Raw genomic sequence first — 25,087 nt, forward strand, 5'->3', positions numbered from 1 at the left:
CCATCGCAGGGCTGCGACCAGCATGAAGGCATGCAGCGGCGGATCGTGATCGTCGTCTTCCCGGGCTTCCAGTTGCTGGACATGGCCGGGCCGGCCGACGTGTTCGCGACCGCCGACCTGATCGCCCGGGGGCGTGGTTACCGGGTCGAGGTGGTCGCCGCGGAGGCGGGGGCGGTGTGCGCGTCGAACGGGGTCACGGTCATGGCGGGGGCGATCGGCGAGGTGACGGGGGCGCTCGACACGCTCCTGGTCGCCGGCGGGCTGACCGTGCCCCGGCAGCTGGAGGACCGCGCGCTGGTGGCGGCCGTCGGCGACCTGGCGGCGCGGGCCGGACGGGTCGCCTCGGTCTGCAACGGGGCCTTCGTGCTGGCCGAGGCCGGGCTGCTCGAACGGCGCAGGGCCACCACCCACTGGCTGTCCGCCGACGACCTGCGCCACCGCTACGCCGACGTCGAGGTGGACCCCGATCCCCTCTACATCGAGGACGGCAACGTGTGGACGTCCGCGGGCGTGCTGTCCGGCGTGGACCTCGCGCTGGCGCTGGTGGCCAGGGACCACGGCCACGAGCTGGCCCGTGACGTCGCCCGCGGGCTCGTCGTCTACCTGCACAGGCCGGGTGGGCAGAGCCAGTTCAGCGCGCCGATGCGGGCCATGACGCCGCGCAGCCTGCCGCTGCGGGAGTTGCAGGGCTACATCGACGCCAACCCGGCCGCCGACCTGAGCGTGCCCGCGCTCGCCCGGCGCGTCGGGATGAGCGAACGGCACTTCTCCCGCGTCTTCACCGAGCAGACCGGCCTGCCACCCGGCAGGTACGTCGAACGCAGCCGCGCCGACGCCGCCAGACGCCTCCTGGAGGTCACCGGGCACCCCCTGGAGACCGTCGCCAGGGAGTCGGGGCTCGGCACGCCGGAGACCCTCTACCGCGTCTTCCGCCGCCACTGGCGGGTGTCGCCGGGCGAGCATCGCCGCAGATTCCAGTCGAAGGAGAAATGACACCATGCATGTGGCAATTCCGCTTTACCACCGGTTCACCGCGCTCGACGCGGTCGGTCCCTACACGGTGCTGGCGTTCGCGCCCGGCGTGACGGTGACGTTCGTGGCCGGGGAGGTGGGGCCGGTGACCGACGACCAGGGCACCCTGTCGATCGCCGCCACCGCGTCGTACGCCGACCTGCCCCGTCCCGACGTGGTGATCGTGCCGGGCGGGCCGGGCACCCTTGAGGCGATGTCCGACGCGGCGCTGCTGGGCTGGCTGCGCGAGGCCCACGAGCACACGCGGTGGACGGCGTCGGTGTGCAGCGGCTCGTACGTGCTGGCCGCGGCGGGGTTGCTCAAGGACCTGCGCGCGACCACCCACTGGGCGGCGCTGGACGGCCTGAAGGAGTTCGGCGCCGAGCCGGTGAGCGAGCGGGTCGTCACCCAGGGCAAGATCGTGACGGCCGCCGGGGTGTCGGCCGGGATCGACATGGCCCTGACCCTGCTGGCCCAGGCCGACGGCGTCGAGACGGCGCAGGCGGTGCAGCTCGCGATCGAGTACGACCCGCAGCCGCCGTTCGACGCGGGCTCGCCCGCCAAGGCGCCCGAGGGCACGGCCGAGCGGGCCCTGAGCCTGATCTCCTGACCACCCGGCCGCCGCGCCCCCGTTCCGACCCCTCGGGACGGGGGCGCCGCCGTTCCCGGGCCCCGCACGGGGTCAGGCGCCGCCGTCCGGGGGGTCGCCGATGGCGCCGAGCGGCAGGACGTCGAAGTGCACGACGACGTGGCCGCCGCCGGCGGGGGCGTCCCTGCCGTCCGACAGCCCGCGGAAGTGGTCCAGCACCTCCAGCACCTGGTCGCGCAGGTCGGCCGTCTCCTCCGGGGTGAGCCGCAGGGAGCGGCGGGCGAACACGCCGGCCTGCATCCATTCCTCGGGAGCCCGCATCGCCCCCTCCCGCCAGCGGGTCAGCTCCGTGCCGCGCTGCCGGACCATGTCGTCCAGCAGGAACCCCAGTGCGGCGTCGACCTCCTCGGGGTTGCCCTTCGCCGGTCCGAAACTGAAGCCGCCGGGCGTGATGCGCCAGTACTTCTCCTTGCCCCGGCCGAGCTCGGGCGCGATCTCGATCATGCCGTGGCGGGCCAGCTCCCGCAGGTGGTAGCTGGTGGCCCCGGTGTTCTGCCCGAGCAGGCCGGCCAGGCCGGTGGCGGTGGACGGACCGTGCTCGTCGAGCAGCTCGTAGATGCGCAGCCGCAGCGGGTGCGCGAACGACTTCAGCGCATTCGCGTCGAGAGTCCGGGCGGAGAAGCTCTTGCCTTCTGTCACTGTGCAAGCCTATCTTTGCAAAGGAATCTATGCACACTTTTCCTTACACACTATCGGAGTGAGTCGTGAACCGTCTCGGGCAGGCCTTCTGGTTCCTGTGGTCGTCCACCGCGCTGTCCAACCTGGCCGACGGTGTCATGCGGGTCGGCGCGCCGCTGCTGGCGGTGTCCATGACCCGGTCCCCCACCCTGGTGTCGCTGGCCGGGGCCGCCGCGACCGCGCCGTGGCTGCTGTTCGCGCTGCACGCGGGGGCGGTCGCCGACCGCGTCGACCGCCGCCGCGTCATGATGGCCGCCAACACCGCGCGTACGGCGGTGCTGGCGGTGGCGGCGCTGCTGGCCGTGGCGGGCCTGCTCAACCTGTGGACGCTGCTCGCGGTGGTGTTCGCGGCCGGTGTGAGCGAGGTCTTCGCCGACACCTCGGCGCAGTCCGTCCTGCCCATGGCCGTCTCCAAGGACGACCTCACCCGGGCCAACGCCCGGATCGTCGGCGTCCAGACCGTCGGCAACGACTTCGTCGGCGCGCCGGTGGCCGGGCTGCTCGCCGGCCTGCTGCCCGCCGCGCTCTTCGGCGCCCCCGCCCTCCTGTACGCCGCCGCCGCCCTGCTCCTGACCGGCATGGCGGGCTCCTTCCGGGCCGCCCCGGCCACATCGGGGCCGCGCCGCCCGCTGCGCGCCGACATCGGCGAGGCACTGCGTTACCTCTTGGCCCACCGCGTCCTGAGAAGGCTGGCGATCTCCGCGGGCCTGCTGAACCTGGCCAACGCCGGCTACTTCGCCGTCTTCGTCCTGTGGGCCGTCGGCGACGGGTCGCGCATCGGCCTGGACCCGAGCGGCTACGGCCTCATGATGACGGCCTTCGCGGCCGGCGCGGTGCTCGGCTCGCCGCTGACCGGGCCGCTCACGCGGCTGGTCGGCGAGTCCCGCACGCTGGTGGGGGCGTGGTCGATCAGCAGCCTGCTGCTGCTCGTCCCCATGCTCGTGCCGTCGCCGTGGGCGCTGTACCCGGTGGCGGTGGTGTGGGGGGTGACGGGGGCGGCGGCCAACGTGCTGGTCGTCTCGGTACGCCAGCGACTGATCCCCGGCGAGCTGCTGGGACGGGTGAACTCCGCCTATCGGCTGATCGGCATGGGCGGCATGCCGGTGGGCGCGGCGCTCGGGGGTGTGGCGGGTGACCTGTTCGGGCTGGCCGCCGTCCTGGCCGGGGCCGCGGGGGTGTGCCTGGTGGCGGTGTGGCTCGTGTGGCGCGCCATGCCCGGGCGAATTTCTGCGGCGCTGACCAGCGAACCTACACTTCCCGACATATCCAGATCACGTTAGGCACCCAATGCCGTGTGCGGAGATGACATGATTATCCCCGAGCTTGAGGGGATGGTATGCGGGAGATCGGCGGACGGTACCTCCTGAACGAGGAGGCCGGTCGTGGGGGTATGGGAGTCGTCTGGCGAGCGTTCGATCGGCTCCTCCACCGAGAGGTGGCGTTGAAGGAGCTGACTCTGGCCGGTGAGGCCGAGATGGTTCGCCGCCGGGTGCTGCGTGAGGCCCGGATGGCGGCCGGCCTGACGCACCCCAACATCGTCACGGTCCACGACCTGATGGAAGTGGGCGGAAAGCTCTGGATCGTGATGGAGTACCTGCACGGGCTCTCACTCCACCAGCTGCTCTCCCAGGTGGGGACGCTGCCGGCCCAGTCGGTGGTCGCGATCGGCCAGCACCTGCTCGCCGCGCTGCGCACCGCGCACAAGGCCGGGGTGCTCCATCGTGACGTCAAGCCCGCGAACGTCATGCTGACCGGCGACCGGGTGGTGCTGACCGACTTCGGCATCGCCACCGCCGAGGGCGACATCCGCATGACGACCTCGCGGCGGCTGCGCGGCACGCCCGCGTTCATGGCCCCGGAGCGGCTGCACGGCGGGCCGGCCAGCAAGGAGGCCGACATGTGGTCCTTCGGCGCGACGCTCTACAGCGCCGTCGAGGGCCAGCCGCCCTACCCCGGGCAGGACGCGGCCACCGTGCTGGGCATGGCCCGCAGCGGCCCCTACCCGCCGCCGCGGCGGGCCGGGGTGATGCGCCCTCTGATCGAGGGGCTGCTCCACCACGACCCGGTGCGCCGCTACACGCCGGAGCAGACGGCGGGCCTGCTGGCGGGCATGCGTGCCAGCGCCTACCAGGCCGCCATCTGAGCGCTCGCCGAGCCCCGGCGGGCCGCCTTCAGTCGCGCTGGGCGCGGGCCTCGGCCTCGGCGGCGTCCATGGCGGCCGCCTCCTCGGGGGTGGGCGCGGTGCCGCCCAGGTGCGCGGGCTGCCACCACACGCCCGGCGGCACCTCCGGGTAGGTGCGCTGCGCGCGGTCGACCAGCTCAGACAGGCGCGTGTGCAGGTCGACGGTGTGCTGGTTGACGTCCTCCCCGCGCTTGGGGTGGAACGGCTCGCCCACCAGGATGGTGATCGGCACGTGCCGCTGGGTGAGCTGCTTGGGCCTGCCCTTGGTCCACATGCGCTGGCTGCCCCACAGGGCGACCGGGATGACCGGCACGTTGGTGGCCTGGGCCATGCGGATGGCGCCGTTCTTGATCTCCTTGACGGTGAAGGAGCGGCTGATCGTGGCCTCGGCGAAGACGCCCACCACCTCGCCGGCCTTGAGCTTGCGCAGCGCGGTGGCGTACGAGCCGGCGCCGGCGCCGCGGTCGACCGGGATGTGGTGCATGCCGCGCATCAGCGGCCCGGAGATCCGGTGCTCGAAGACGTCCTGCTTGGCCATGAACCGCACCAGCCGCTTGGACGGCAGCGCGGCGAACCCCGCGAAGATGAAGTCGAGATAGCTGATGTGATTGCTCACCAGCACCGCGCCCCCGGTCCGCGGCACGTGCTCGGTGCCCTCCATGTGGAAGCGGTAGTCGAGCACGCGAAAGAGGGTCCGCGCGGCGGCGATCACCGGCGGGTACACAATCTCAGCCATGAGCAGAAGGTAGCCTACTCACGCCGGTCGGCAGGCCACCCGGCGGAACCGTCCGCGCCAGGAGAACATCGGCTCGGGTCACGAGATCGTAGGACATCGTCCCTGTTCACGCGGCGGCGCTTGCCCTCCCGTGAGAACGGGCAGATGTTTTGACCATGAAGAAGCTCATCAATACCGCCGACTCCGTGGTCGAGGACGCGCTGAACGGCATGGCCGCGGCCCATCCCGCGCTGCGGGTCCGCGACCGCGTGGTCTACCGGGCCGCCGGACCGCGGCCCGGCAAGGTGGGGCTGGTGTCCGGCGGCGGCTCGGGCCACGAGCCCCTGCACGCCGGGTTCGTCGGCCACGGCATGCTGGACGCCGCCTGCCCCGGCGAGATCTTCACCTCGCCCGTGCCCGACCAGATCATCGAAGCCACCAGGGCCGTCGACGGCGGCGCCGGCGTGCTGCACATCGTCAAGAACTACACCGGCGACGTGCTCAACTTCGAGATGGCCGCCGAACTGGCCGAGGACAACGACGTGGCCTCCGTGCTGGTGGACGACGACGTGGCCGTCCAGGACTCGACGTACACGGCCGGGCGGCGGGGCACGGGCGCGACGCTGTTCGTGGAGAAGATCGCGGGCGCGCTGGCCGAGGAGGGCGCGCCGCTGACCGAGGTGGCCCGGGTGGCCGTTGAGGTGGACGAGCGCAGCCGGTCCTTCGGCATCGCGCTGACCTCCTGCACGACGCCCGCGGCGGGCAAACCGACGTTCGACCTGCCCGAGACGGACGTGGAGCTGGGCATCGGCATCCACGGCGAGCCGGGCCGCACGCGGGTGCCGATGGCCTCGGCCCGCGAGCTGGCCGCCGTCGCGATGGAGGCCCTGCACAGCGACCTGCCGCTCCGCGGCGACCTGCTGGTCATGGTCAACGGCATGGGCGGCACCCCGCTCATGGAGTTGTACGTGCTGTTCGCCGAGGTGGCGGCGTTCGTGAAGGGCAAGGACGCCCGGGTGGCCCGCTCGCTCGTCGGCAACTACGTGACGAGCCTGGACATGCAGGGCTTCTCGGTCAGCGTGTGCCGGCTCGACGACACCCTCACCCGGCTCTGGGACGCACCCGTCGAGACGCCCGCGCTGCGCTGGGGCCGTTGATGGACACCCGCTTCTTCGCGGCCTGGCTCGACGAGGCGGCCAGGCTGGTCCGACGCGACCGGGAGCGGCTGACGGAGCTCGACGCGGCCATCGGCGACGCCGACCACGGCACGAACCTCGACCGGGGCTTCACCGAGGTCGCCAAGGCCCTGGCCGACCGGGCGCCGGACTCGCCCGGACAGGTGCTGACCGAGGCGGGCACGGCCCTCATCCGCCGCGTCGGCGGCGCCTCGGGCCCGCTGTACGGCTCGATGTTCCGCCAGATGGGCCGGACGCTGGCGTCGCCCGTGACGTTGCCCCGCTTCGAGGCGGCGTTCGAGGAGGGGGTCGTCGCGCTGGAACGGCTGGGCAAGGCGGCCCTGGGCGACAAGACCATGGTGGACGCGCTGGTCCCGGCCTCGCGGTCGCTGGCCCTGGCCGTACGGGACGGCATCGGGACGCTGGAGGCGTTCCGGCGGGCCGCGGACGCGGCGGCCGAGGGCGCGCGGGAGACGATCCCGCTCCAGGCCCGCAAGGGCCGGGCCAGCTACCTGGGCGAACGCAGCGTCGGGCACGAGGATCCGGGGGCGGCCTCGGCGGCCCTGATCATGGAGGCGCTGGCCGCGGTGGCGGACCGGGAGCAGGCGGAGGGCCGATGGTCGGACTAGTGCTGGTCTCGCACAGCGCCGGGCTGGCGTCCGAGACCGCGGCGCTGGCTCTCGGGATCGCCGCGGAGCCCGTGCCGGTGGCGGCGGCCGGCGGCACCGCGGACGGCGGCCTGGGCACCAGCCTCGACCTCGTCGAGCGGGCGGTGCTGACCGTGGACCAGGGCGACGGCGTGCTGATCATCCCCGACCTCGGCAGCTCGGTGCTGACCGCCCGGCTGCTGGAGCAGGAGGGACGGGTGGTGATCGCGGACGTGCCGTTCGTGGAGGGGGCGGTGGCGGCGTGCGTGGCGGCGTGCGGGGGCGGGTCGCTGGCGGAGGTGCTGGCCGCCGCCGAGGAGGCCCGCACCTACCGCAAACTCTGACCAGCCCCGCACCTCCCCCGGCCCCTGGCGATGTCCGGTCGCCCGGTGCGCACTGGCGTGAGGCCCGGCCCGTCAGTGGCCCTTGAAGGCCTCCTCCAGCCACCAGGAGCCGCGTTCGCCGGTGATCTTGGCGTGCACCAGCAGCGGGCGGTCCCTGGGCCCCTTGAGCCATTCGGCCACGCCCGCCAGCCCGGCGGCGTCCGTGACGGTCACCGCCGCGAACCCGTGCCCGCGGGCGATCGCCGCCAGGTCGGCGGGCGGGAACCGGACCGTGTCCAGCCGATGCCCGTGCGGCCCGAAGTGGTGCACCTCGGCCCCGTACGCCTCGTCGTCGTAGACCACCACCACCATGGGCAGCCCCAGCCGGACGACCGTCTCCAGCTCGGCGATGCCCATCAGCGCGCCGCCGTCGCCCAGGGCCGCCACGGGGAGCCGGTCGGGACGGGCCAGGGCGGCGCCGATCGCGGTCGCCAGGCCGAGCCCGATCGACTGGAACGCCTGTGTGAAGCAGAACCCGCCCTCGTCCGGCACGTCCAGGAACATCGAGGGGTATCCCATGAAGTTGCCGGAGTCGACGGACACGACGCGTTCGGCCGGGAGCAGGTCGTCCAGGGCGATGGTGAGCGTTCTGGGGTCGATGCGTCCCGCGCCGCTCTCGTCCTGGTACGGGACCGTCCGCCAGCGGCCTTCGTCCCGGATGCGCCGGGCCAGCTCGGCCGACCGGTAGCCCGGCGCGGCACCACCTGGCACGGTCAGGGCGGCCGCCACGGCGCGGACGTCGCCGACCACCCCGAGGTGGACCGGGACGTGGACGCCGACGGCCGCCGGGTCGAGGTCGACCTGGGCCACCCTCGCCTCCGGCCCGATCAGCGAGCCGTGCCGGGTGGTCCACATGTTCAGCGCGCAGCCCCAGCCGACGACCAGGTCCGCGCCACGGATCAGCTCGGCGGCCAGGGGGGTGGCGAAGCCGCCGCTCACGTCGAGGTCCCAGGGGTTGCCGCGGAACAGGCCCTTGGCGACGGCGGAGGTGGCCAGCAGGGCGCCGGCGCGGTCGGCCAGCGCCTCCAGCTCGCGGCGGGCGTGCCGGGCGCCGCGACCCGCGACGAACACCGGCCGTCGCGCCCCGGCCAGCAACCGCCCCAGCTCCGCGACCTGCTCCTCCGCCCCGACCTGGCCCTCGTGGCCTGACGGTCCCGCGGCGCCCGCCGCCGACGCCGTCACGCCGGACGCCGGGGCGGACTGCACGTCGAGCGGCAGGTTCAGCAGGACCGTGCGGCGCTCCTGGGAGGCCGCGCGGAAGGCTTCGAGCGCCCGTTCCCGCGCGGTCGCCGCCTCCGTGACCCGCATGGGGACCGCGCCCACCGCCGTCGCCAGAGCGTCCTGGTCGACGTGGAAGTTGGAGCGCGCGTCCGTCGCCTCGCCGGCCAGGACGATCATCGGGGTACGGCTCTTGGCCGCCTCGGCGATCCCCGTCATGGCGTTGGTCAGCCCCGGCCCCTGGTGCACCGTGACGACGGCGACCTCGCCGCTCATCCGGGCGTAGGCGTCGGCCATGGTCGCCGCGCCGCCCTCGTGCCGCGCGGCGACGAAGCGCACGCCGTGCTCGACCAGCGCGTTCGTGACGTGGAAGTTGCCGCTGCCGACCACCCCGAACGCCGTACGGACGCCGCTCGCGGCCAGCGCCCGCCCGACCGCCGCGGCCGCCGTCTCCGGGACGGTCAACGTTCCACCAGGGCCAGCACCCGGACGGGGCTGCCGGAGCCGCCCGTGATGGGCAGCGGCGGCGCGACCACGGCGGCCCCGGTCACCGGCAGGCGGTCGAGGTTGCGCAGCTGGGTCAGGCCGTACTTGCCCGCGCCGAGCAGGAACGAGTGGCAGGGGAAGGCCGGGTCGAAGGAGTGGGCGGCGCCGGCGTCGGTGCCGACGGTCTCCACGCCGAGCCCGAGAATCGGCGTCTCGGCCGCCAGCCAGGACGCGCACTCGGCCGAGATGCCCGGCGTGTGCGGGCCGGTCTCGTCGACGTTGAGGTAGGCGGCCTGGTCGGCGGAGCGGGCGTCCCAGCCGGTGCGGTAGAGCAGCCAGCCGCCGTCGGGCAGCGGGCCGTTGGCGCGTTCCCACTCCTTGACGTGGTCGATCTGGAGGAGGAAGTCGGGGTCCTTGGACGCCTCGGCGGCGAAGTCGAGCACGACCGCGGGCGCGATCAGGCTGCGTACGGGGACCTGGGAGACGTCCTGGCCGTCGCGGGCGGTGACCCAGTGGACCGGGGCGTCGAAGTGGGTGCCGGTGTGCTCGCCGGTGTGGATGTCGTTCCAGTACCAGGCCGGGCCGCGGTCGTCGTAACGGCTGATCTCCTCCAGCCGGAACGGGCTGGTGTTGCCGAACGGCTCGGGGAGCTGGAGGATCGGCGTCTCGGAGCTGAGGGGCGCGGTGAGGTCGATCACCTCGATCGCCCCGCTGCGCACGTGGTCCAGGAAGCTCTGCAACACCGACATGTCATCCTCCTCGTTGGGCTGAGCGCATCCTCCTCCAGTCGGGCTCACCTGTGCAAACATGGTCGGTTCCGCAGCCCGCCGGCGCGCGCCTCACGGCCGCAGCGACTCGGGCAGCAGGTCGCCGTGCGCCTTGAGCAGCGCCCGGCACAGCTCGTCGATCTGGTCGAGGGTCAGGGTGGCGGCCGTGTTCGGGTCGGCCATCATGGCGTGCCGCACGTGCTCGGGACGGCCCTCGACCGCGGCGCGCACGGTCAGCTCGTTGACGTTGACGTAGGCCCGGTTGAGCGCGGCGCACTGGGCGGGCAGGTCGCCGACCGCGACCGGCCGCACGCCGAGCGCGTCGGCCACGACGGGCACCTCGACCACGCATCCGGCAGGCAGGTTCCCGATCAGGCCGTGGTTGGGCACGTTGCCGTAGACGGTGCGGCCGGCGCCCGTCGTGACGCTGTGGATGATCTGCGGGGCGTACTCCATGGTCCCCTCGGCGGTGATCGGCCGGCCCGCCCTGAGCGCGTCGCGGGTGGCCTCGTAGGCGCGGACGTTCTCCTCGCTGATGCCGAGGTAGGCGCCCACGGGGATGCGCAGCCGCTCGATCTCGGCGTCGTCGTGCAGGTACCAGGGCACGTACTCGGCCGAGTGCTCGCTGGTCTCGGTCGGGTAGTGGCCGAGCCTGCGGTACATGTCCACGCGGACCCGGCGCAGCAGGCCGGGGTCGGCCGCGATGACCTCGTCCAGGCGCGGGTACAGGCTCCGGCCGCCGGACTCGAAGCGCAGCAGCCACGACTGGTGGTTCACCCCGGCCGCCAGATACGTGACCTCCTCGTACGGCACCCCCACCAGCTCGGCCAGGTCGTGGACGGTCCAGTAGATCGAATGGCACAGGCCGACGACGTTGCGCACCGGGGTGGCCGCCGCCAGGTACCAGACGTTCATGGCCATCGGGTTGGTGTAGTTGAGCAGCCAGGCGTCCGGGCAGACCTCGGCCATGGCCCGGCCGATGCGGTCGAGCGCGGGGAACGTGCGCAGCGCGCGGAAGATCCCGCCCACGCCGATGGTGTCGGCGATCGTCTGGCGCAGGCCGTATCGGGCGGGCAGCTCGAAGTCGACGCGGGTGGCGTCGATCATGCCGACCTGGATCATGTTGATCGCGAAGTCGGCGTCCTCCAGCGAGCGCCGCAGGTCCGGGTGGGCGGAGACGGCGATGTCCGTCCGGTCGCCGACGATGGCGCGGGCGGCGGCCTCGGCGGTCTCCAGGCGCTCGGGGTGGATGTCGTGCAGGGCCACCTCGAAGGGGCCGAGGCCGGTGAACCCGACCAGGTCGGCCAGCAGGCCCTGGGTGAACTCGACGCTTCCCGCGCCGAGGAAGGTGATCTTCACAGTTCCTTCCAGGTGGGTTGGGCGGCGGTGCCGCCGGCCGCGCGGGTGGACAGGGATCCGCAGGCCACGGCCACGTCCAGGCATTCGCGCGGGCTCATCCCGCGCAGCCGGGCGGCGAGGAAGCCCGCGTTGAAGCTGTCGCCCGCGCCGACGGTGTCCACGGGCTCGACGGGGACGGCCGGGGCCCGCGTCACCAGGCCCGACTCCCAGGCCAGTGCGCCGTTCGCGCCGTCCTTGACGACGACGGCCGGCCCGAGGGCGCCCAGCCGCGCCGCGGCGTCCTCCAGCGGCCCGTCGTGGACGCCGGACAGGGAGGCGGCGATCGCCCTGGCCTCGCCGGCGTTGGGCAGGAACACGTCGATCCAGGCGAGCACGTCCGCGAGGCCGTCCCAGTGGCCGTCCGGGTCGTCGTTGGTGTCCAGCGAGGTCGTGACGCCCGCCGCGCGCAACTCTCCCAGCAGCGCGGGCAGCCCCGCCGCCAGACCCGGTTGCAGGAAGTACGACGACACGTGCACGTGCCGGGCCAGGCCGCGCGGCACGTCCCCGGCGGTCAGGTACGGCAGGCAGCCGGGCGAGGTGAGGATGGCCCGGTCCGTCCCGTCGGCGAGCACGACGGTCATGGCGGTGGGCCGGGGGTCGGTCACGCAGTGGGAGACGTCCACCCCGCGTTCGGCCAGCGCGCCGAGCACGAACCGCCCCGCGGCGTCGTCGCCCACGCGGCCGACGAAGGCGGTGCGCAGGCCGAGCCTGGCGGCCCCGCACGCGGTGATCGCGCCGGACCCGCCGAGTACCAGGTCGCCGCCCGCGACGAGCCGTTCACGCTGGCCGTACTCCAGCTCGCGCGGCGCGCCCGCGAGCACCACGTCGGGGTTGGCGTCGCCGACGACCAGCAGGTCGAACGGCACAGGAAGACGCATGGTCACTCCTCGCGAACGATGGTTCGGATTCGTGGCGATGCGCGCTGTTCCGCACTCTCCGTGCCGCGCCCTCGCCAGGGACGCCGGAGTGGCGTGGCCCATGGACCGTAGGACGATCACGCCAGCACGCTGAGCGTGCCTCCCTTCCGCTGCCCATAGAATTGCGCGTTCTTGCACCTATGTCCAGAGTTCGCGGCAGGAAGGCGTCACGCCTTGGTCCACTCCGCGCATCCGGCGGTCTGGAACGCCTTGTCGCCGGGCTCGATGGTGACGCTCGCCGGGCCCGTCGGGGCGCCCGCGTTGATCACCGAGCCGACGTCGGGGGACGTGCTGTTCAGCCGGGCCCAGAAGCAGTTCGTGGAGCCCGCGACGGGACCGGTGGTGCGGTAGGTGCCGGGCTGGATGTCCACACCCACGACGAGCGTCCGCATCCCGGCGGTCAGCCCGGTCTGAGCGGGACCGGTCTGCGCAGGCCCGGTCTGAGCGGGTCCCGTCTGAGCGGGGCCGGTTCGGGGCGGGCCGGTCTGGGTTGGGCCGGTCTGGGTTGGGCCGGTTTGCGCAGGGCCGGTCTGGAGGGGGTCCGTCTGCGGGGTGTCGGGCTGGGTGGCCGGGCCGGAGGCCGAGGGCTCGCCCGAAGGCGGGCCCGTGCCCTCGACCGTCACCGTGACCCTGGGGGCGGGCGAGGCCGACGAATCGTCCGCGCCGTACCCGACGAAGACGCCCAGGATGAAGGCCACCACCGCGGCCAGCCCGGAGACGAGCAGGATGATCGGCGGACTGCTCGTCGCCCGGGGAAGCTCGGGGGGGCCGTACGTCACGGACCCAAGGGTGCCATCCCCATCGACACCCCTGTCAACGCCCCTGTCAACGGTGGAGGTAGTCGACGAGCGACTCCTTCTCCGTCTCCAGCTCCTCGATCGCGCTCTTGACCACGTCACCGATGCTGACGATGCCCACCAGGCGGCCGTTCTCGACCACGGGCATGTGCCGGAACCGGTGGGTGGTCATCCTGCGGCGCAGTTCGTCGACGTTGTCGCCGGGCCCGGCCGTGCGGACCTCGGTCGTCATGATCGAGGAGACCGGCGCGTCGAGGATCTCCGGGCCCCGGTCGTGCAGCCGCCGCACCACGTCGCGCTCGGAGACGATCCCCTGGATCGTCGTGCCGTCGGTGGAGACGACGACCGCGCCGATGTTGTGGTCGGCGAGCTTGCCGAGCAGTTCCCGCACCGTCTCCTCCGGTGCCACCGTAGTCACAGCGCTTCCCTTGTTGCGCAGGATCGTCCCGATGAGCATGTGCACCACCTCTGCTCCCAATCTCCCCGGCCGGGGCCCGGCTTATGCCCGGTCCTCCAGGCAAACAACCGAGTGGGGACCCCGTCAAGCGGTCACGTAGGCTGACTTGCCGCATCTCCGACGACGTGGAAGGCACCATGACCGAGCAGCTCAACACCGGAAGCCACGACCTCCCCATCACCCCGGAGCTGGCCGCGTTCATGCGTACCGGCTGGGCCGACACGCGGCGTACCGGCGTGGCCGCGCTGCCGATCGCCCCCTGGGCGGCCCGGCGCAGGGCGGCGCTGGCCGCGCGTTTCCCCGGTGAGCGCCTGGTCGTCCCGGCGGGCACGCTCAAGGTGCGCAGCAACGACAGCGACTACCGGTTCCGGCCGCACAGCGCGTACTCCTACCTGACGGGCGCGGGCGAGCCCGGCGACGTGCTCGTGGTCGAGCCGTCCGGGCAGGCCGTCCTGTACGTGCGCCCGCGCTCGCCGCGCGAGGAGGGCGAGGAGTTCTACCGCGACCGCCGCTACGGCGAGTTCTGGGTGGGCCGCAGGCCCGACCTGGCCGAGGCGTCCGAGCTGTACCAGATCGAGTGCGCGCACATCCGCGACCTGCGGCTGGAGGGCCCGGCCCGCGTGCTGCGCGGCGTCGACGCCTCCGTGGACGCCCTGGCGCCGGCCGGCGGGCGTGACACCGAGCTGGAGGTGTTCCTGTCGGAGATGCGGCTGGTCAAGGACGAGTGGGAGGTCGGCGAGCTCCAGTCGGCCGTGGACGCCACCGTGCGCGGCTTCGAGGACGTCGTCCGCGCCCTTCCCGCGGCCATCGGCCACCCGCGCGGCGAGCGTTACCTGGAGGGCGTGTTCGGGCTGCGCTCGCGCCTGGAGGGCAACGCGGTCGGCTACGACAGCATCGTGGCCTCCGGCGCCCACGCCTGCGTGCTGCACTGGATCCGCAACGACGGCGCGCTGACCGAGGGCGACCTGCTCCTGCTGGACGCCGGCGTCGAGACCGACACCCTGTACACCGCCGACGTGACCCGGACGTTCCCGCTGTCGGGCCGGTTCACGCCGGCGCAGCGGCAGGCGTACGAGCTGGTCCTGGCCGCGCAGGACGCCGGCATCGCGGCGCTCAAGCCCGGCGCGAGCTTCCGCGACTTCCACCTGGCCGCCATGCGCGCCATCTGCGAGGGCCTGCACGGCTGGGGCCTGCTGAAGGACTCCCCCGACGCGCTCATGGAGTCCGGCCTGTACCGGCGCTACACACTGTGCAGCAGCGGCCACATGCTCGGCCTCGACGTGCACGACTGCGCCAGGTCGCGCACCGAGGTCTACCTCGACGGCGTGCTGGAGGAGGGGAACGTCCTGACGGTCGAGCCCGGCCTGTACTTCCAGCCCGACGACCTGACGCTGCCCGCCGAGCTGCGCGGCATGGGCATCCGCATCGAGGACGACCTCGTGATCACCGCCGAGGGCGCCACCCTGATGTCGAAGGCGCTCCCCCGCCACCCGGACGAGATCGAGTCCTGGATGAACGTCGTCCGTTCGTGACGAACCGGGCACTTCTCGTGGATGCCTGACAAGGGGTGACCCGGGTCTCGTACCCTTGCTGAAAACCCCGGCGAAGCAGGTGGCCATGGCGCGTACACGCATGCGGGTGGGCCCGTCCGCCTGCGTCACGCGGGCGCGGCTGCTCGGGGCGCTGGCGGCGACGCTGGCGGCGGTCGCGGCCACGGCGGCGCCGCCGTTGATCGACGCCGGCCGGGCCCGCGCCGCGCTGGCCCGCCTGGAGGGCGAGCGCGCCCAGCGCCTGGACGTCTCCGGCGCGGCGAGCGCCTTCGGCCGGGCCCTGCTCAGCTACGACTACAAAGACCTCGCCAGCACCCGCTCGACCCTGTCCGCCCAGGCCACGGGCGACTTCCAGGCCACCTACGACGCGGCGTTCGGCGGCGCGATGTCCCAGGTGATCGTCGAGCTCAGGGCCGTCTCCCAGGCCAGGGTGCGCCAGGTGTACCTGGCCGACGTGGACGAGCACACCGCCCACGCCATCGTCGTCGTGGACCAGCAGGTGAACACCGCGCGGGCGATTCGCACGGCGCGCGATTCGCACCTTAAGATCACGCTTGTGAAGCAGAAGGGCGCCTGGAAGGTCCAGGACGTGACCGTGCTCGGCGCGGCCACGCAGGACCGGTACGGGCCCGCGGCGAGGAAGAAGGACTGACGATCGTCCCCCTGGCGATGGGCGGCCGCCCCGAGGAGGTGCGGGCCCCCGAGACGTGGCTGACCGAGGCGGAGCGCGAGCGCGCCGACCGGTTCGTCTTCCCGGCCGACCGCGCCTGTTTCGTCGCGGCCCACCTGCTCGTACGCCTGTGCGCCGCGGCCGTGCTCGACCTGCCGCCGGATGGGCTGACCCTGCTGCAACACTGCGACGTGCACGGCCCCGGCCACGGCAGGCCGTCCCTGCGCGAGGCTCCCGAGCTGGGCGTGAGCTTCAGCCACACCCGCGGCTACGTGGCCGCGGCGGCCGGCCCCGGCCGGGTCGGCGTGGACGCCGAGCACGTGCCGCCGGGCCCGCTGAACGAGGGCCTGGCCGACCACGCGCTCACCCCCGCCGAACGCGCCCTGGTGACCGGCAACGACGACCTGATCCGCCACTGGACCCGCAAGGAAGCCCTGATCAAGCGCGGCGAGCTCACCCTGGACGAGCTGCGCACCACCGAGAGCGACCCGCCGGGCCGCCACCTGCTCGAATGGCGCGCCGATCCGGACATCAGGGTCGCCGTGATCACCGACGCGCCCGCCGGACGGGTGCCCGTCCCGCTGCTCTAGGGCTGGCGGCGGGTGGGGGTGGGGTCGAGGAAGACCAGGTCGACGCCCGGGAAGCGGTCGCGCAGCCGCCGGTCGACCTCGTCGCAGGCGATCTCCACGCCCGCCGCGCTGGCGTCGTCCCGGAAGTCGATCTTGGCGGCGACCATGATGGAGCCCGGCCCGATCATCATCGTCAGCAGCTCGACCACGTCCTCCACCTCGGGCTGGGCCAGCAGCACCGCGCGGATGCCGACCTCGATCTGTCTGGGGGCGGCCTGGCCGATGAGCAGCGACAGGTTCGACTGGATCAGGATGAGCGCCACGACCAGCAGGAGCAGGCCGATGGCGACCGAGGCGGCGCCGTCCCACAGGGCCGAGCCCGACCACTGCGAGCCGACCAGGCCGAGTGCCGCGATCACCAGGCCCACCAGCGCGGCGGCGTCCTCGAACAGCACGGCCTTCAGCGCGGTGTCGGACGTGATCCGCACCAACCGCGCCGGATGGACCTTGTACCTGCCGGCCTCGGCCCGCAACTGCGAGTACGCCTTCGTGAACGAGATGCCCTCGATCACGAACGAGACGGCCAGCACGACGTAGGACGGCGTGAGGTTGCCCAGCTTCTCGCCGGTGCTGATCTCGTGGATCCCGTGGGTGACGGAGAACCCCGCGCCGCCGACCAGCGTCGCGACGGCCGCCATCATCGCCCAGAAGAACCCGGCCTTGCCGTAGCCGAAGGGATGGCGCCGGTCGGGCGGTTTGCCCGCGCGGCGGACGGAGACCAGCAGCAGCAGCTCGGTCACGGTGTCGGCGGCCGAGTGGGCCGCCTCCGACAACATCGCGGCCGAGCCGCCGATCAGTCCGGCGACGAGCTTGGCCAGGGCGATGGTCAGGTTCGCGGCGCCCGCGACCAGCACGGTCACCAGGCTCTCCCCCGACTTCTGCCCCATCCGGTCACTCTACGGCGGCCTCGCGCGGCGGCCCCCCGCAGGTAGCCGCATCGCCACGGGCGTGCGCTAGATTGGGGATCATGAGCGCGCCCCGCTGGCTTTCCCCCTCCGAACAGCGTGCCTGGCGTACGCATCTCGCGCTGCACAAGCTGCTCATGCACCGCCTCGACCGCGAGCTCCAGGAGCATCAGCTCTCGCTGAACGACTACGAGATCCTGGTCAACCTGTCCGAGAGCCCCGAGCGGCGGATGCGGATGAGCGACCTGGCCGACGCCACGATCCAGTCGCGCAGCAGGTTGTCGCACCAGATCTCCCGCATGGAGGCCAAAGGGCTGGTCACCCGGGAGGACTGCCGCGACGACCGGCGCGGCACGTTCGCCGTCCTGACCGACGAGGGCTGGGAGACGATCCAGCGGGTGGCGCCCGACCACGTCGCGAGCGTGCGCGAGCATTTCGTCGACCGGCTCACCGACGACCAGCTCGAAGGGCTGGAGCAGGCGTTCGGGCCGATCGTCGACCATCTGAAGAAGCTGCGCTGACACTCAACCGATATCGCCGACGGCTCACCGGCGTCCCGGGCGGTCGCTACGATCCGCTCATGCTCCGAAAGCTGCTGATCGTCGTCTTGCTCGCGCTCATGCCGGCCTGCTCCGTGGGTGGCGGCGGGGGTGACGAGCTCCCCGCCGGGCCCGACCTGATGAAGAAGTCCTCGGAGGCCATGAAGGCCGTCAAGTCGGCCGGCTTCTCGATCGCCACGGAGGGCAAGCCCCAGGTGCCGCTCAAGAAGGCCGACGGCAGGCTCACCTCGGGCGGCGACGCCGACGGCACGATCACGCTGGAGGTGCTGGGCACGCTGCAGGAGATCACCTTCGCGGTGATCGGCGACACCGTGCACTTCAAGGGCCCGACCGGCGGCTTCCAGACGATGACCAGGCAGCAGCTCGCCCAGTTCTACGACCCGTCGGTGATCCTCAGCCCGGCCAAGGGCATCGCGCAACTGCTCGCCTCGGCGACCGACCCCAAGGTGGAGGCGCTGGAGGACGGCTCGTACCGGGTGGCGACGACGTTCTCCGGGCAGGTCGTGGGGCAGATCGTCCCGGGCGTCACGCAGGGCGTCAACGGCAAGGTCTGGATCGACCGGGCCACCAGCAGGCTGACCAAGGCGAACCTGCCGCTGCAGAACGGCACGGTCACGGTGACGTTCAGCGACTACGACGCGCCGGTCACGATCACGCCGCCCCCCTCCGGGTGAGCACGGTGAGCCGGGCGACCTCCCTCGACCGCGCCCGCCGGGTCGCGCTCGGCGCGGGCGGCGCCGTGGTGCTGCTGGCCGCGCTCGACGCCTACGTGGTCGTGACGGTCCTGATGGACATCGCCCATGACGTGGGCGTGCCACAGAACCACCTGGAACGCGTCACGCCGGTCGTCACCGGGTTCCTGCTCGGGTACGTCGCCGCGATGCCGCTGCTCGGCCAGCTCTCCGACCGTTACGGCCGGCGTCCGCTGATCCACGCCTGCCTGGCGGCGTTCGCGCTCGGCTCGGTGCTGACCGCGCTGGCGGCCGGTGAGGCGATGGTGGTGTCGGGCCGTACGGTGCAGGGCGTGGCGGGCGGGGCGCTGCTGCCGATCACGATGGCGCTGATCGGCGACCTGTGGGAGGAGCGCGACCGGCCGCTCGCGCTCGGCGCGGTGGGCGCGGCGCAGGAGCTGGGCAGCGCCCTCGGCCCCCTGTACGGCGGCGTGCTGGCGCTGGTCCCGCCGGTCGCCGTGGCGGGCGTGGAGCTGGGCGGCTGGCACGCCATCTTCTGGGTCAACGTGCCCCTCGCCGCCCTGGCCGCCGTCGCCGTGCAGCGTACGGTCCCGGCCCGGCCGCCCTCCGGCACGGCCCGCGTCGACGTCGTCGGCGGCGCGCTGCTGGCCCTGGCGCTGGCCCTCCTGGTCGTCGGCCTGTACAACCCCGATCCGGCCACGACCGTGCTGCCGCCGTGGGGGCCGCCGTTGATCGCGGGCGGCGCGGTGGCGGGCGGCGTCTTCGTCTGGTGGGAGATCCGCTCCCCGGTCCGGCTGCTCGACCTGTCGGCCGCCCGCAAGTCGCCGCTGCTGGCGACGCTGGCCGTGAGCTTCCTGACGGGCGCGGCGCTGCTGGTGACGATGGTGTTCGTGCAGTTCGCCGCACAGACGCTGCTGGATCAGGACGCCCTCGGCGCGGCGCTGGTCCTGGCCAGATTCCTCGGCGCGCTGACCGTGGGCGCGCTGCTCGGCGGCGTGCTGGCCCGGCGCGTGGGCGAACGCGCGGTGGCCGTGCCGGGCCTGCTGGTCGCGGCGGCCGGATACTGGCTGATGAGCCGCTGGCCGCTCGACCTGGCCGGGGCGGGCCTGGCCGTGGACGCCGACCTGGTCGTGGCGGGGCTCGGCCTCGGCCTGGTGATCGCGCCGGTCTCGTCGGCGGTCCTGCGGGTGAGCCCGGCCGTCCAGCACGGCGTCGCCTCGGCGGCGGTCGTGGTGGCCAGGATGATGGGCATGCTCGTCGGTGTGGCGGGCGTGTCGGCGTGGGGGTTCCACCGGTTCCAGTCGCTGACCGCCCACCTGGACACGCCGCTGCCGTTCGGCGTCGACGCGCAGACCTACCAGCGGCGGCTGGCCGACTACCTGGCCGAGATCGACGCCGCCCTGCACGTCGAGTACACCGAGATGTTCCTGCTCACGGCGTTCGTCTGCCTGCTGGGGGCGGCTGTGGCGCTGCTCATGCCGCGCCGCGCCCTGCCGGAGGCGGCGCCCGCCCTCGCGGACGCCGCCCCCGACACCGAACATTGACCGCGGATCAGGTGGCGCCGCCGGTCAGGGTGACAGGCGGTGCAGGTCGCGGGGGAAGGCGGTGGTCTGGCGGATGTTGGCGGCGCCGGTCAGCCGGGCCGTCCAGCGTTCCAGGCCGAGCGCGAACCCGCCGTGCGGCGGCATCCCGTACCGGAACGCCTGGAGGTAGCCCTCGTACGGCTCCACGTCCCCGTCCAGGGCCTGGACGTAGTCCTCGTACCGGTGCAGCCGCTGGCCGCCGGTCACCAGCTCCAGGCCCCTGAACAGCAGGTCGAAGCCATTGGAGTAGCCCGGTCTGGCCGGGTCGGGATGGGTGTAGAAGGGCCGCTTGGACATCGGGTAACCGGTGACGAACAGGAACTCCGACCCGTGCTCGCGCAGCGCCCACTCCGACAACCACCGTTCCTGGGCCGGTGACAGGTCGGGCTCGTCCTCGCCGGTCAGCCGCTGGGCCTCGGTGAAGTGCACGGACGGGATCTCGGCCGGGACGACCGGCAGCACGGCCCCGGCCACCTCGACGGCGGACGCGGCCCGGCGGCGCACCGACTCGACCATGCCCGCGACGACCTCCCGCAACACCGCCATCACGTCCCGGTGGTCGGCCACGAAGCCCAGCTCGGCGTCGAGGCTGGTGTACTGGGCCAGGTGGCGGACGGTGTCGTGCGGCTCGGCACGGAAGACCGGCCCGACCTCGTAGACCCGCTCGAACACCCCGACCATCGTCTGCTTGTAGAACTGCGGCGACTGCGCGAGGTAGGCGCGACGGCCGAAGTAGTCGATGCCGAAGACGTTCGCGCCGGACTCGGTGGCCGAGGCCACGATCTTGGGCGTGTGGATCTCGGTGAACCCGAGCCCGTCCAGCGCCTCGCGGAACCCGGCCACACTCGCCGCCGAGATCTCCAGCGGCGCCCGCAGCAGCGGATGCCGCAGCGCGACGGGCGCGTGGTCGAGGACCGTCGGCAGCGTCGCGCCCACGACCGGCCGGTAGAGGTCGAACGGCGGCGCCTGGGCGGGCTCGGCCAGGACCTCGATCTCCGGCTCGGTCAGCTCGACCCCGCCCGGCGCCTGCCCGGCCGGGGTCACGGTGCCGGTGACCCGGACGACGCTCTCCTCCGGCGGCAGTTCCCCGGACGCGCTGACGACCTGCGCCAGCCCGGCACGGTCGCGTACGACCAGGAAGGAGACGGATTTCAGGTGCCGGCGGCGATGGACCCAGCCGGCGATCGTCACTCGTCGGCCGGCGTGCTCAGCGAGCGACGCCGACAGGACACGAGAGATCATTACAGCTCCTCTGCAGGAAATGCATGACCCCTTGGGAGTGCGGGGGAGAAGGGAGCTCCCGGTGCCACCGCACTTTCGCCGCCCGCGAAGGGGCGGCCTCCACGACCCGATGACGGGGGTCAGGCCGGCGGGGCATTTCCTCCCCGCACTCAGGAGTGTCTTCGCCAGCGGAACACGGGACCGCCTTCACAGCTCCCGGCGGCTCTCTGGGCCCGTGCGGCCCGCTGGCTACTCGTCTCCGTCCACGCGTTGCCGTAGATCATACGGCAACGCCGTTACTTGTCCTTCTTGGGACGCTTCTCCCGGATCTTCATCGTGACGTCGATCGGCGACCCGGCGAACCCGAACTCCTCGCGGATGCGTCGCTCGATGAAGCGCCGGTAGGTGTCCTCCAGCCAGCCGGAGGTGAACAGCACGAACTTCGGCGGCTCGACGGACGCCTGCGTGGCGAACAGGATCTTCGGCTGCTTGCCACCCCGGACGGGCGGCGGCGTCGCGTGCACCAGCTCGGTCAGGAACGCGTTGAGCCGCGCCGTCGGCACCCGGGTGGACCAGGAGTCGAGCGCCTTCTCCAGCGCGGGCACCAGCCGGTCCATGTGGCGGCCGGTCTTGGCGGAGATGTTCACCCGCAGCGCCCACGGGGTGCGCACGAGCTGCCGGTCGATCTCCTTCTCCAGGTAGTAGCGGCGGTCCTCGTCGACGAGGTCCCACTTGTTGAACGCCACCACCATGGCCCGCCCGGACTCGATCACCAGGCCGATGATCCGCAGGTCCTGCTCGGTGAGCGGCTCGCTGGCGTCGATCAGCACGATCGCCACCTCCGAGCGGTCGAGGGCGGCGCGGGTGCGCATGGCCGCGTAGAAGTCGGCCCCCTGCAGCTCGCGGTCGCGCCGCCGGATGCCGGCGGTGTCGACGAAACGCCAGGTGCGCCCGCCCAGCTCGATCAGCTCGTCGACCGGGTCGCGGGTGGTGCCCGCCATCGGGTCGACCAGCACCCGCTCCTCCCCCGCCAGCTTGTTGAGCAGCGAGGACTTGCCCACGTTGGGCTTGCCGAGCAGTGCCACGCGGGCCGGGCCGCGCTCGCCGCCGAAGGTCAGCTGCGGCGTCTCGGGCAGCGCGTCGAGCACCACGTCGAGCAGGTCGCCGCTGGAGCGGCCGTGCAGCGCGGAGACCGGGTAGGGCTCGCCGAGCCCGAGGGCCCACAGCCCGGCGGCCTCCAGCTCTAGCTGCTGGTTGTCGACCTTGTTGGCGGCCAGGATCACCGGCTTGCCCGACTGGCGCAGCACCGCGCCCACGATCTCGTCGGCGTCGGTCGCGCCCACGGTGGCGTCGACCACGAACACGATCACGTCGGCCAGCTCGACCGCGACCTGGGCCTGCTCGGCGATGCGCAGGTTCATCCCGGTGGCGTCAGGGTCCCAGCCGCCGGTGTCGACGACGGTGAAGCGGCGGCCGCGCCAGTTGGCGTCGTAGGTGACGCGGTCGCGGGTGACGCCCGGCACGTCTTCGACGACCGCCTCGCGGCGGCCGATGATGCGGTTGACCAGCGTGGACTTGCCCACGTTGGGGCGGCCCACGATGGCGACGACCGGCAGAGGCGTGGTGTCGCCGTGCTCGGTGACTTCCAGCTCGTCGAGGTCAGCCTCGACCCAATCCCCCGTTGACATGATTGTTCATCCTTAGGTGAGTACCGCACCTGGAGGTCAGGTGCGCTCCTTGACCAGCCTCAGCACCTCCGCGATGACCTCTTCGAGGTTGAGCGCGGTGGTGTCGAGCTCGACGGCGCCATCCGCCATCGAGAGTGGGTCCGTCTTACGTGTCGAGTCCAGGGTGTCACGGCGTTCCATGGCGGCCTGCTGCGCCTCCACCGTGGAGCCGGTCAGCTCCGCGCTCCTGCGGCGGGCACGGGCCTCGGCGCTGGCCGTCAGGTAGACCTTGACGGGCGCGTCGGGGCAGACGACCTTGCCGATGTCGCGGCCCTCGACCACGATGTCACCGGCGCCGGCGATCTCCCGCTGGAGCGCGACCAGCAGCCTGCGCACCTCGGGGACGGCGGCGACGGCCGAGACCGCGCCGGTCACGTCGGACTCCCGGATGGGCGCGCCCACGTCGACGCCGTCGACGTGGATCGTGGGGCCCTCGGGGTCGGTGCCGGAGACGATGGACGGCTCGCCGCAACGGGCCGCGATCGCCTCGGGATCGGCCAGGTCGACGCCCTGCCGGAGCATCCACCACGTCATCGCCCGGTACATGGCCCCGGTGTCGAGGTAACGCAGGCCCAGCGCACGGGCGACCCCGCGCGACACGCTCGACTTGCCCGACCCCGAAGGACCGTCCATGGCGACGACCAGACCGGACACGGCCTCTCCCTCTTCACGTGTGTTTCCCCAACCTGAAGAGGCTACCGCCTCCGGTCAGTCCGCGATCCAGCTCCCGTGGAAGCCGAGCGGGACCCTGGCGGGCAGGTGCACGGTGGCCACCGGCTCGCCGGTGAAGTCCTGGGCCGACAGGATCACCAGGTCGGCCGCTCCCCTGGCCGGGTCGTTGACGTAGGTGAGCAGGTAGCCGTCGTCCTCGGCGGCGCCGGAGGGCACGAACACCGGCTCCCCCACGTACGCGCCCCGCCCGAACCGCCGCGACTCCTGCGTGCCGCGCTCCAGGTCGTGCTTGATGAGCGTGTTGTCGAACGCCTCGTCGGGCAGGTCCTCCAGCTCGGCGCCGGCCGGGTAGATCACGTCGTGCAGGTCGGCGGCGGCCGAGGTGTAGCCGTAGCGGTACGGGCTGCCGGTGCGGCGCTCGTCGATGCGCGGGAACTCCTGCGGACGGTCGTCCAGGCGGGTGGTGGTGACCCGGCCGGCGGCGGGGTCGACGCGCCACCGGTCGAGCGTGGGCGCGCCGCCCAGGTCGAGCCGGGCGTCCACGAACCGCTTGGGGTAGCGGACGACGTCCACCACGACCTCGTCGCCGTCGTCGTAGGCGTTGAGCGTGTGGAAGACCCAGCACGGGTCGATGTCCACCCAGCGCACGTCGCCGGTCTCGCGCGAGAGCAGGCCGAGGCGGGCCGGGCGGTCGTCGTCCCACGCGTACGGGAGCGGCGCGCCGCGCTCGGCGTGGGCCATGCTGAGCGTGACCGGCAGGTCGTAGATCACGACGAATCGGCGGGTCAGCGCGAAGTCGTGCAGCATCGGGCGGTCGGCGACCGGGACGTCCCTGACCTGGGCCACCACACCCTTGGGGTCGATCACGATGTGCTGGTGGTGGTCCCAGCCGGCGAAGTAGGCCATTGCGTGCAGCTCGCCGGTGACCGGGTCGAGGTGGGTGTGGGCGGCGTACCCGCCGGGCAGGCCGCCGACGAAGTCGCACGCGCCGACCGTGTCGAGCTCGTAGCTCAGCTCGTACGGCAGCCCGCCCGCCTCCACGGTCGCGAACGTGCGCCCGGCGATGCCGATGACGTGCGTGTTGGCCGCGAAGTCCATGCCCGCGTGCACCGGGCCCGGCGCCGGCGTCCCGCCCAGCCGCCGGGCGACCTCGGCGTTGCGCACCCACCGGTTGCGGTACCACTCGGCCCGCCCGCCGCGCAGCCGCACGCCGTGCACCATGCCCTCGCCCATGAACAGGTGGGTGGCGGACGGGTCGTCGAGGCTGAGCGGGTTGGGCCCGTTGCGCAGGTAGCGACCGTCGAGCTCGGCGGGGATGCGGCCGGTGACCTCCAGGTCGAAGGCCGTGATCTCCTCCGTCGCGGGTGCGAAGCCGTTGCGGAAGGGGGTGGTGGTCAT

General features: G+C 72.9%; 26 protein-coding genes. 13 read left to right on the forward strand and 13 right to left on the reverse strand.

Features of this window, described 5'->3' with window-relative positions:
- Positions 1-30: 30 nt before the first annotated feature.
- Positions 31-993 carry a GlxA family transcriptional regulator gene (locus tag AB0J97_RS25420; RefSeq protein ID WP_364092538.1) on the forward strand — a complete coding sequence of 321 codons (963 nt, stop codon included), beginning with the start codon at positions 31-33 and terminating at the stop codon, positions 991-993.
- Between the two features lie 4 nt (positions 994-997).
- On the forward strand, positions 998-1,621 hold the full coding sequence (locus tag AB0J97_RS25425) for a DJ-1/PfpI family protein (RefSeq protein ID WP_364092541.1): 624 nt from the start codon (positions 998-1,000) through the stop codon (positions 1,619-1,621).
- 72 nt (positions 1,622-1,693) lie between these two features.
- On the opposite strand, the gene AB0J97_RS25430 is transcribed toward AB0J97_RS25425, so the two are convergent.
- Positions 1,694-2,299, reverse strand: a complete 606-nt coding sequence (locus AB0J97_RS25430; protein WP_364092543.1) for a winged helix-turn-helix domain-containing protein — start codon at positions 2,297-2,299, stop codon at positions 1,694-1,696.
- Between the two features lie 65 nt (positions 2,300-2,364).
- Here AB0J97_RS25430 and AB0J97_RS25435 point away from each other — a divergent pair, with 65 nt between their 5' ends.
- Positions 2,365-3,618, forward strand: a complete 1,254-nt coding sequence (locus AB0J97_RS25435; RefSeq protein WP_364092545.1) for an MFS transporter — start codon at positions 2,365-2,367, stop codon at positions 3,616-3,618.
- Between the two features lie 56 nt (positions 3,619-3,674).
- A complete protein-coding gene (locus AB0J97_RS25440) occupies positions 3,675-4,481 on the forward strand; it encodes a serine/threonine-protein kinase (RefSeq protein ID WP_352358144.1) in 807 nt (268 codons plus the stop codon).
- A 28-nt stretch (positions 4,482-4,509) separates the two neighbouring features.
- Here the strand turns inward: AB0J97_RS25440 and AB0J97_RS25445 are convergent, their stop codons facing one another.
- Positions 4,510-5,256: a lysophospholipid acyltransferase family protein gene (locus AB0J97_RS25445; RefSeq protein ID WP_357704577.1), complete on the reverse strand. Its 747-nt coding sequence runs from the start codon at positions 5,254-5,256 to the stop codon at positions 4,510-4,512.
- 155 nt (positions 5,257-5,411) lie between these two features.
- Here AB0J97_RS25445 and dhaK point away from each other — a divergent pair, with 155 nt between their 5' ends.
- From dhaK to AB0J97_RS25460, 3 genes are read left to right on the forward strand one after another with little or no spacing between them, the layout of a single operon-like run.
- Positions 5,412-6,392, forward strand: coding sequence for a dihydroxyacetone kinase subunit DhaK (gene dhaK / locus AB0J97_RS25450; RefSeq protein WP_364092549.1), 981 nt, complete (start codon positions 5,412-5,414; stop codon positions 6,390-6,392).
- Positions 6,392-7,039, forward strand: a complete 648-nt coding sequence (gene dhaL / locus AB0J97_RS25455; RefSeq protein WP_364092551.1) for a dihydroxyacetone kinase subunit DhaL — start codon at positions 6,392-6,394, stop codon at positions 7,037-7,039. The genes dhaK and dhaL overlap by 1 nt, the downstream gene beginning before the upstream one ends.
- Positions 7,027-7,401: a phosphoenolpyruvate--protein phosphotransferase gene (locus AB0J97_RS25460; RefSeq protein ID WP_357704571.1), complete on the forward strand. Its 375-nt coding sequence runs from the start codon at positions 7,027-7,029 to the stop codon at positions 7,399-7,401. Before dhaL ends, AB0J97_RS25460 begins: the two co-directional genes overlap by 13 nt.
- 72 nt (positions 7,402-7,473) lie before the next feature.
- Here the strand turns inward: AB0J97_RS25460 and AB0J97_RS25465 are convergent, their stop codons facing one another.
- The 6 genes from AB0J97_RS25465 to AB0J97_RS25490 all read right to left on the reverse strand — a co-directional run bounded on the left by AB0J97_RS25465 (position 7,474) and on the right by AB0J97_RS25490 (position 13,480).
- The gene (locus AB0J97_RS25465) at positions 7,474-9,123 is read right to left on the reverse strand and encodes a thiamine pyrophosphate-binding protein (protein WP_364092554.1); all 1,650 of its coding nucleotides are present in this window, start codon (positions 9,121-9,123) and stop codon (positions 7,474-7,476) included.
- Positions 9,120-9,893, reverse strand: coding sequence for a cyclase family protein (locus tag AB0J97_RS25470; RefSeq protein ID WP_357704567.1), 774 nt, complete (start codon positions 9,891-9,893; stop codon positions 9,120-9,122). The genes AB0J97_RS25465 and AB0J97_RS25470 overlap by 4 nt, the downstream gene beginning before the upstream one ends.
- Positions 9,894-9,983: 90 nt before the next feature.
- On the reverse strand, positions 9,984-11,270 hold the full coding sequence (locus AB0J97_RS25475; protein WP_364092557.1) for an alpha-glucosidase/alpha-galactosidase: 1,287 nt from the start codon (positions 11,268-11,270) through the stop codon (positions 9,984-9,986).
- Positions 11,267-12,187: a carbohydrate kinase family protein gene (locus AB0J97_RS25480; protein WP_364092559.1), complete on the reverse strand. Its 921-nt coding sequence runs from the start codon at positions 12,185-12,187 to the stop codon at positions 11,267-11,269. The genes AB0J97_RS25475 and AB0J97_RS25480 overlap by 4 nt, the downstream gene beginning before the upstream one ends.
- A 206-nt stretch (positions 12,188-12,393) precedes the next feature.
- A complete protein-coding gene (locus AB0J97_RS25485) occupies positions 12,394-13,005 on the reverse strand; it encodes a hypothetical protein (protein WP_364092560.1) in 612 nt (203 codons plus the stop codon).
- 46 nt (positions 13,006-13,051) lie between these two features.
- Positions 13,052-13,480, reverse strand: coding sequence for a CBS domain-containing protein (locus tag AB0J97_RS25490; RefSeq protein WP_357704559.1), 429 nt, complete (start codon positions 13,478-13,480; stop codon positions 13,052-13,054).
- A 137-nt stretch (positions 13,481-13,617) separates the two neighbouring features.
- Here AB0J97_RS25490 and AB0J97_RS25495 point away from each other — a divergent pair, with 137 nt between their 5' ends.
- The 3 genes from AB0J97_RS25495 to AB0J97_RS25505 all read left to right on the forward strand — a co-directional run bounded on the left by AB0J97_RS25495 (position 13,618) and on the right by AB0J97_RS25505 (position 16,290).
- Positions 13,618-15,012 carry an aminopeptidase P family protein gene (locus AB0J97_RS25495; RefSeq protein ID WP_364092563.1) on the forward strand — a complete coding sequence of 465 codons (1,395 nt, stop codon included), beginning with the start codon at positions 13,618-13,620 and terminating at the stop codon, positions 15,010-15,012.
- A gap of 85 nt (positions 15,013-15,097) precedes the next feature.
- Positions 15,098-15,682, forward strand: a complete 585-nt coding sequence (locus AB0J97_RS25500; protein ID WP_364092565.1) for a hypothetical protein — start codon at positions 15,098-15,100, stop codon at positions 15,680-15,682.
- 17 nt (positions 15,683-15,699) lie between these two features.
- Positions 15,700-16,290, forward strand: a complete 591-nt coding sequence (locus AB0J97_RS25505; protein WP_357704553.1) for a 4'-phosphopantetheinyl transferase superfamily protein — start codon at positions 15,700-15,702, stop codon at positions 16,288-16,290.
- Here the strand turns inward: AB0J97_RS25505 and AB0J97_RS25510 are convergent.
- Entirely contained in the window at positions 16,287-17,216 is a 930-nt protein-coding gene (locus AB0J97_RS25510; RefSeq protein WP_357704551.1) for a cation diffusion facilitator family transporter, read from the reverse strand. The genes AB0J97_RS25505 and AB0J97_RS25510 overlap by 4 nt on opposite strands.
- 80 nt (positions 17,217-17,296) lie before the next feature.
- Between AB0J97_RS25510 and AB0J97_RS25515 the strand changes: the two genes are divergently transcribed.
- Genes AB0J97_RS25515 through AB0J97_RS25525 form a run of 3 tightly spaced genes read left to right on the forward strand, consistent with a single transcriptional unit; the run spans position 17,297 to position 20,030 of the window.
- The gene (locus AB0J97_RS25515) at positions 17,297-17,755 is read left to right on the forward strand and encodes a MarR family transcriptional regulator (RefSeq protein ID WP_357704549.1); all 459 of its coding nucleotides are present in this window, start codon (positions 17,297-17,299) and stop codon (positions 17,753-17,755) included.
- Between the two features lie 59 nt (positions 17,756-17,814).
- Positions 17,815-18,468 (forward strand): LppX_LprAFG lipoprotein, encoded by a 654-nt coding sequence (locus tag AB0J97_RS25520; RefSeq protein ID WP_364092568.1) that lies wholly within the window; start codon positions 17,815-17,817, stop codon positions 18,466-18,468.
- A gap of 5 nt (positions 18,469-18,473) precedes the next feature.
- Positions 18,474-20,030, forward strand: a complete 1,557-nt coding sequence (locus AB0J97_RS25525) for an MFS transporter (RefSeq protein ID WP_364092571.1) — start codon at positions 18,474-18,476, stop codon at positions 20,028-20,030.
- 24 nt (positions 20,031-20,054) lie between these two features.
- On the opposite strand, the gene aspS is transcribed toward AB0J97_RS25525, so the two are convergent.
- The 4 genes from aspS to AB0J97_RS25545 all read right to left on the reverse strand — a co-directional run bounded on the left by aspS (position 20,055) and on the right by AB0J97_RS25545 (position 25,087).
- Positions 20,055-21,311: an aspartate--tRNA(Asn) ligase gene (gene aspS, locus AB0J97_RS25530; protein ID WP_364092573.1), complete on the reverse strand. Its 1,257-nt coding sequence runs from the start codon at positions 21,309-21,311 to the stop codon at positions 20,055-20,057.
- A gap of 275 nt (positions 21,312-21,586) precedes the next feature.
- Positions 21,587-22,978: a ribosome biogenesis GTPase Der gene (der, locus tag AB0J97_RS25535; protein WP_364092575.1), complete on the reverse strand. Its 1,392-nt coding sequence runs from the start codon at positions 22,976-22,978 to the stop codon at positions 21,587-21,589.
- A gap of 36 nt (positions 22,979-23,014) precedes the next feature.
- The gene (gene cmk / locus AB0J97_RS25540; protein ID WP_364092577.1) at positions 23,015-23,671 is read right to left on the reverse strand and encodes a (d)CMP kinase; all 657 of its coding nucleotides are present in this window, start codon (positions 23,669-23,671) and stop codon (positions 23,015-23,017) included.
- Positions 23,672-23,725: 54 nt separating this feature from the next.
- Entirely contained in the window at positions 23,726-25,087 is a 1,362-nt protein-coding gene (locus AB0J97_RS25545) for a carotenoid oxygenase family protein (protein ID WP_364092578.1), read from the reverse strand.

Source organism: Nonomuraea sp. NPDC049607 (genome assembly GCF_040675375.1).
GTDB lineage: Bacteria > Actinomycetota > Actinomycetes > Streptosporangiales > Streptosporangiaceae > Nonomuraea.

Excerpts from the sequence above, each read along its gene's own strand:
- AB0J97_RS25420 (WP_364092538.1), top strand. The coding sequence starts at position 31 with ATGCAGCGGCGGATCGTGATCGTCGTCTTCCCGGGCTTCCAGTTGCTG.
- AB0J97_RS25425 (WP_364092541.1), top strand. The coding sequence starts at position 998 with ATGCATGTGGCAATTCCGCTTTACCACCGGTTCACCGCGCTCGACGCG.
- AB0J97_RS25440 (WP_352358144.1), top strand. The coding sequence starts at position 3,675 with ATGCGGGAGATCGGCGGACGGTACCTCCTGAACGAGGAGGCCGGTCGT.
- AB0J97_RS25445 (WP_357704577.1), bottom strand. The coding sequence starts at position 5,256 with ATGGCTGAGATTGTGTACCCGCCGGTGATCGCCGCCGCGCGGACCCTC.
- dhaK (WP_364092549.1), top strand. The coding sequence starts at position 5,412 with ATGAAGAAGCTCATCAATACCGCCGACTCCGTGGTCGAGGACGCGCTG.
- dhaL (WP_364092551.1), top strand. The coding sequence starts at position 6,392 with ATGGACACCCGCTTCTTCGCGGCCTGGCTCGACGAGGCGGCCAGGCTG.
- AB0J97_RS25460 (WP_357704571.1), top strand. The coding sequence starts at position 7,027 with ATGGTCGGACTAGTGCTGGTCTCGCACAGCGCCGGGCTGGCGTCCGAG.
- AB0J97_RS25470 (WP_357704567.1), bottom strand. The coding sequence starts at position 9,893 with ATGTCGGTGTTGCAGAGCTTCCTGGACCACGTGCGCAGCGGGGCGATC.
- AB0J97_RS25480 (WP_364092559.1), bottom strand. The coding sequence starts at position 12,187 with ATGCGTCTTCCTGTGCCGTTCGACCTGCTGGTCGTCGGCGACGCCAAC.
- AB0J97_RS25490 (WP_357704559.1), bottom strand. The coding sequence starts at position 13,480 with ATGCTCATCGGGACGATCCTGCGCAACAAGGGAAGCGCTGTGACTACG.
- AB0J97_RS25495 (WP_364092563.1), top strand. The coding sequence starts at position 13,618 with ATGACCGAGCAGCTCAACACCGGAAGCCACGACCTCCCCATCACCCCG.
- AB0J97_RS25500 (WP_364092565.1), top strand. The coding sequence starts at position 15,098 with ATGGCGCGTACACGCATGCGGGTGGGCCCGTCCGCCTGCGTCACGCGG.
- AB0J97_RS25505 (WP_357704553.1), top strand. The coding sequence starts at position 15,700 with ATGGGCGGCCGCCCCGAGGAGGTGCGGGCCCCCGAGACGTGGCTGACC.
- AB0J97_RS25510 (WP_357704551.1), bottom strand. The coding sequence starts at position 17,216 with ATGGGGCAGAAGTCGGGGGAGAGCCTGGTGACCGTGCTGGTCGCGGGC.
- AB0J97_RS25515 (WP_357704549.1), top strand. The coding sequence starts at position 17,297 with ATGAGCGCGCCCCGCTGGCTTTCCCCCTCCGAACAGCGTGCCTGGCGT.
- AB0J97_RS25520 (WP_364092568.1), top strand. The coding sequence starts at position 17,815 with ATGCTCCGAAAGCTGCTGATCGTCGTCTTGCTCGCGCTCATGCCGGCC.
- aspS (WP_364092573.1), bottom strand. The coding sequence starts at position 21,311 with ATGATCTCTCGTGTCCTGTCGGCGTCGCTCGCTGAGCACGCCGGCCGA.
- der (WP_364092575.1), bottom strand. The coding sequence starts at position 22,978 with ATGTCAACGGGGGATTGGGTCGAGGCTGACCTCGACGAGCTGGAAGTC.
- AB0J97_RS25545 (WP_364092578.1), bottom strand. The coding sequence starts at position 25,087 with ATGACCACCACCCCCTTCCGCAACGGCTTCGCACCCGCGACGGAGGAG.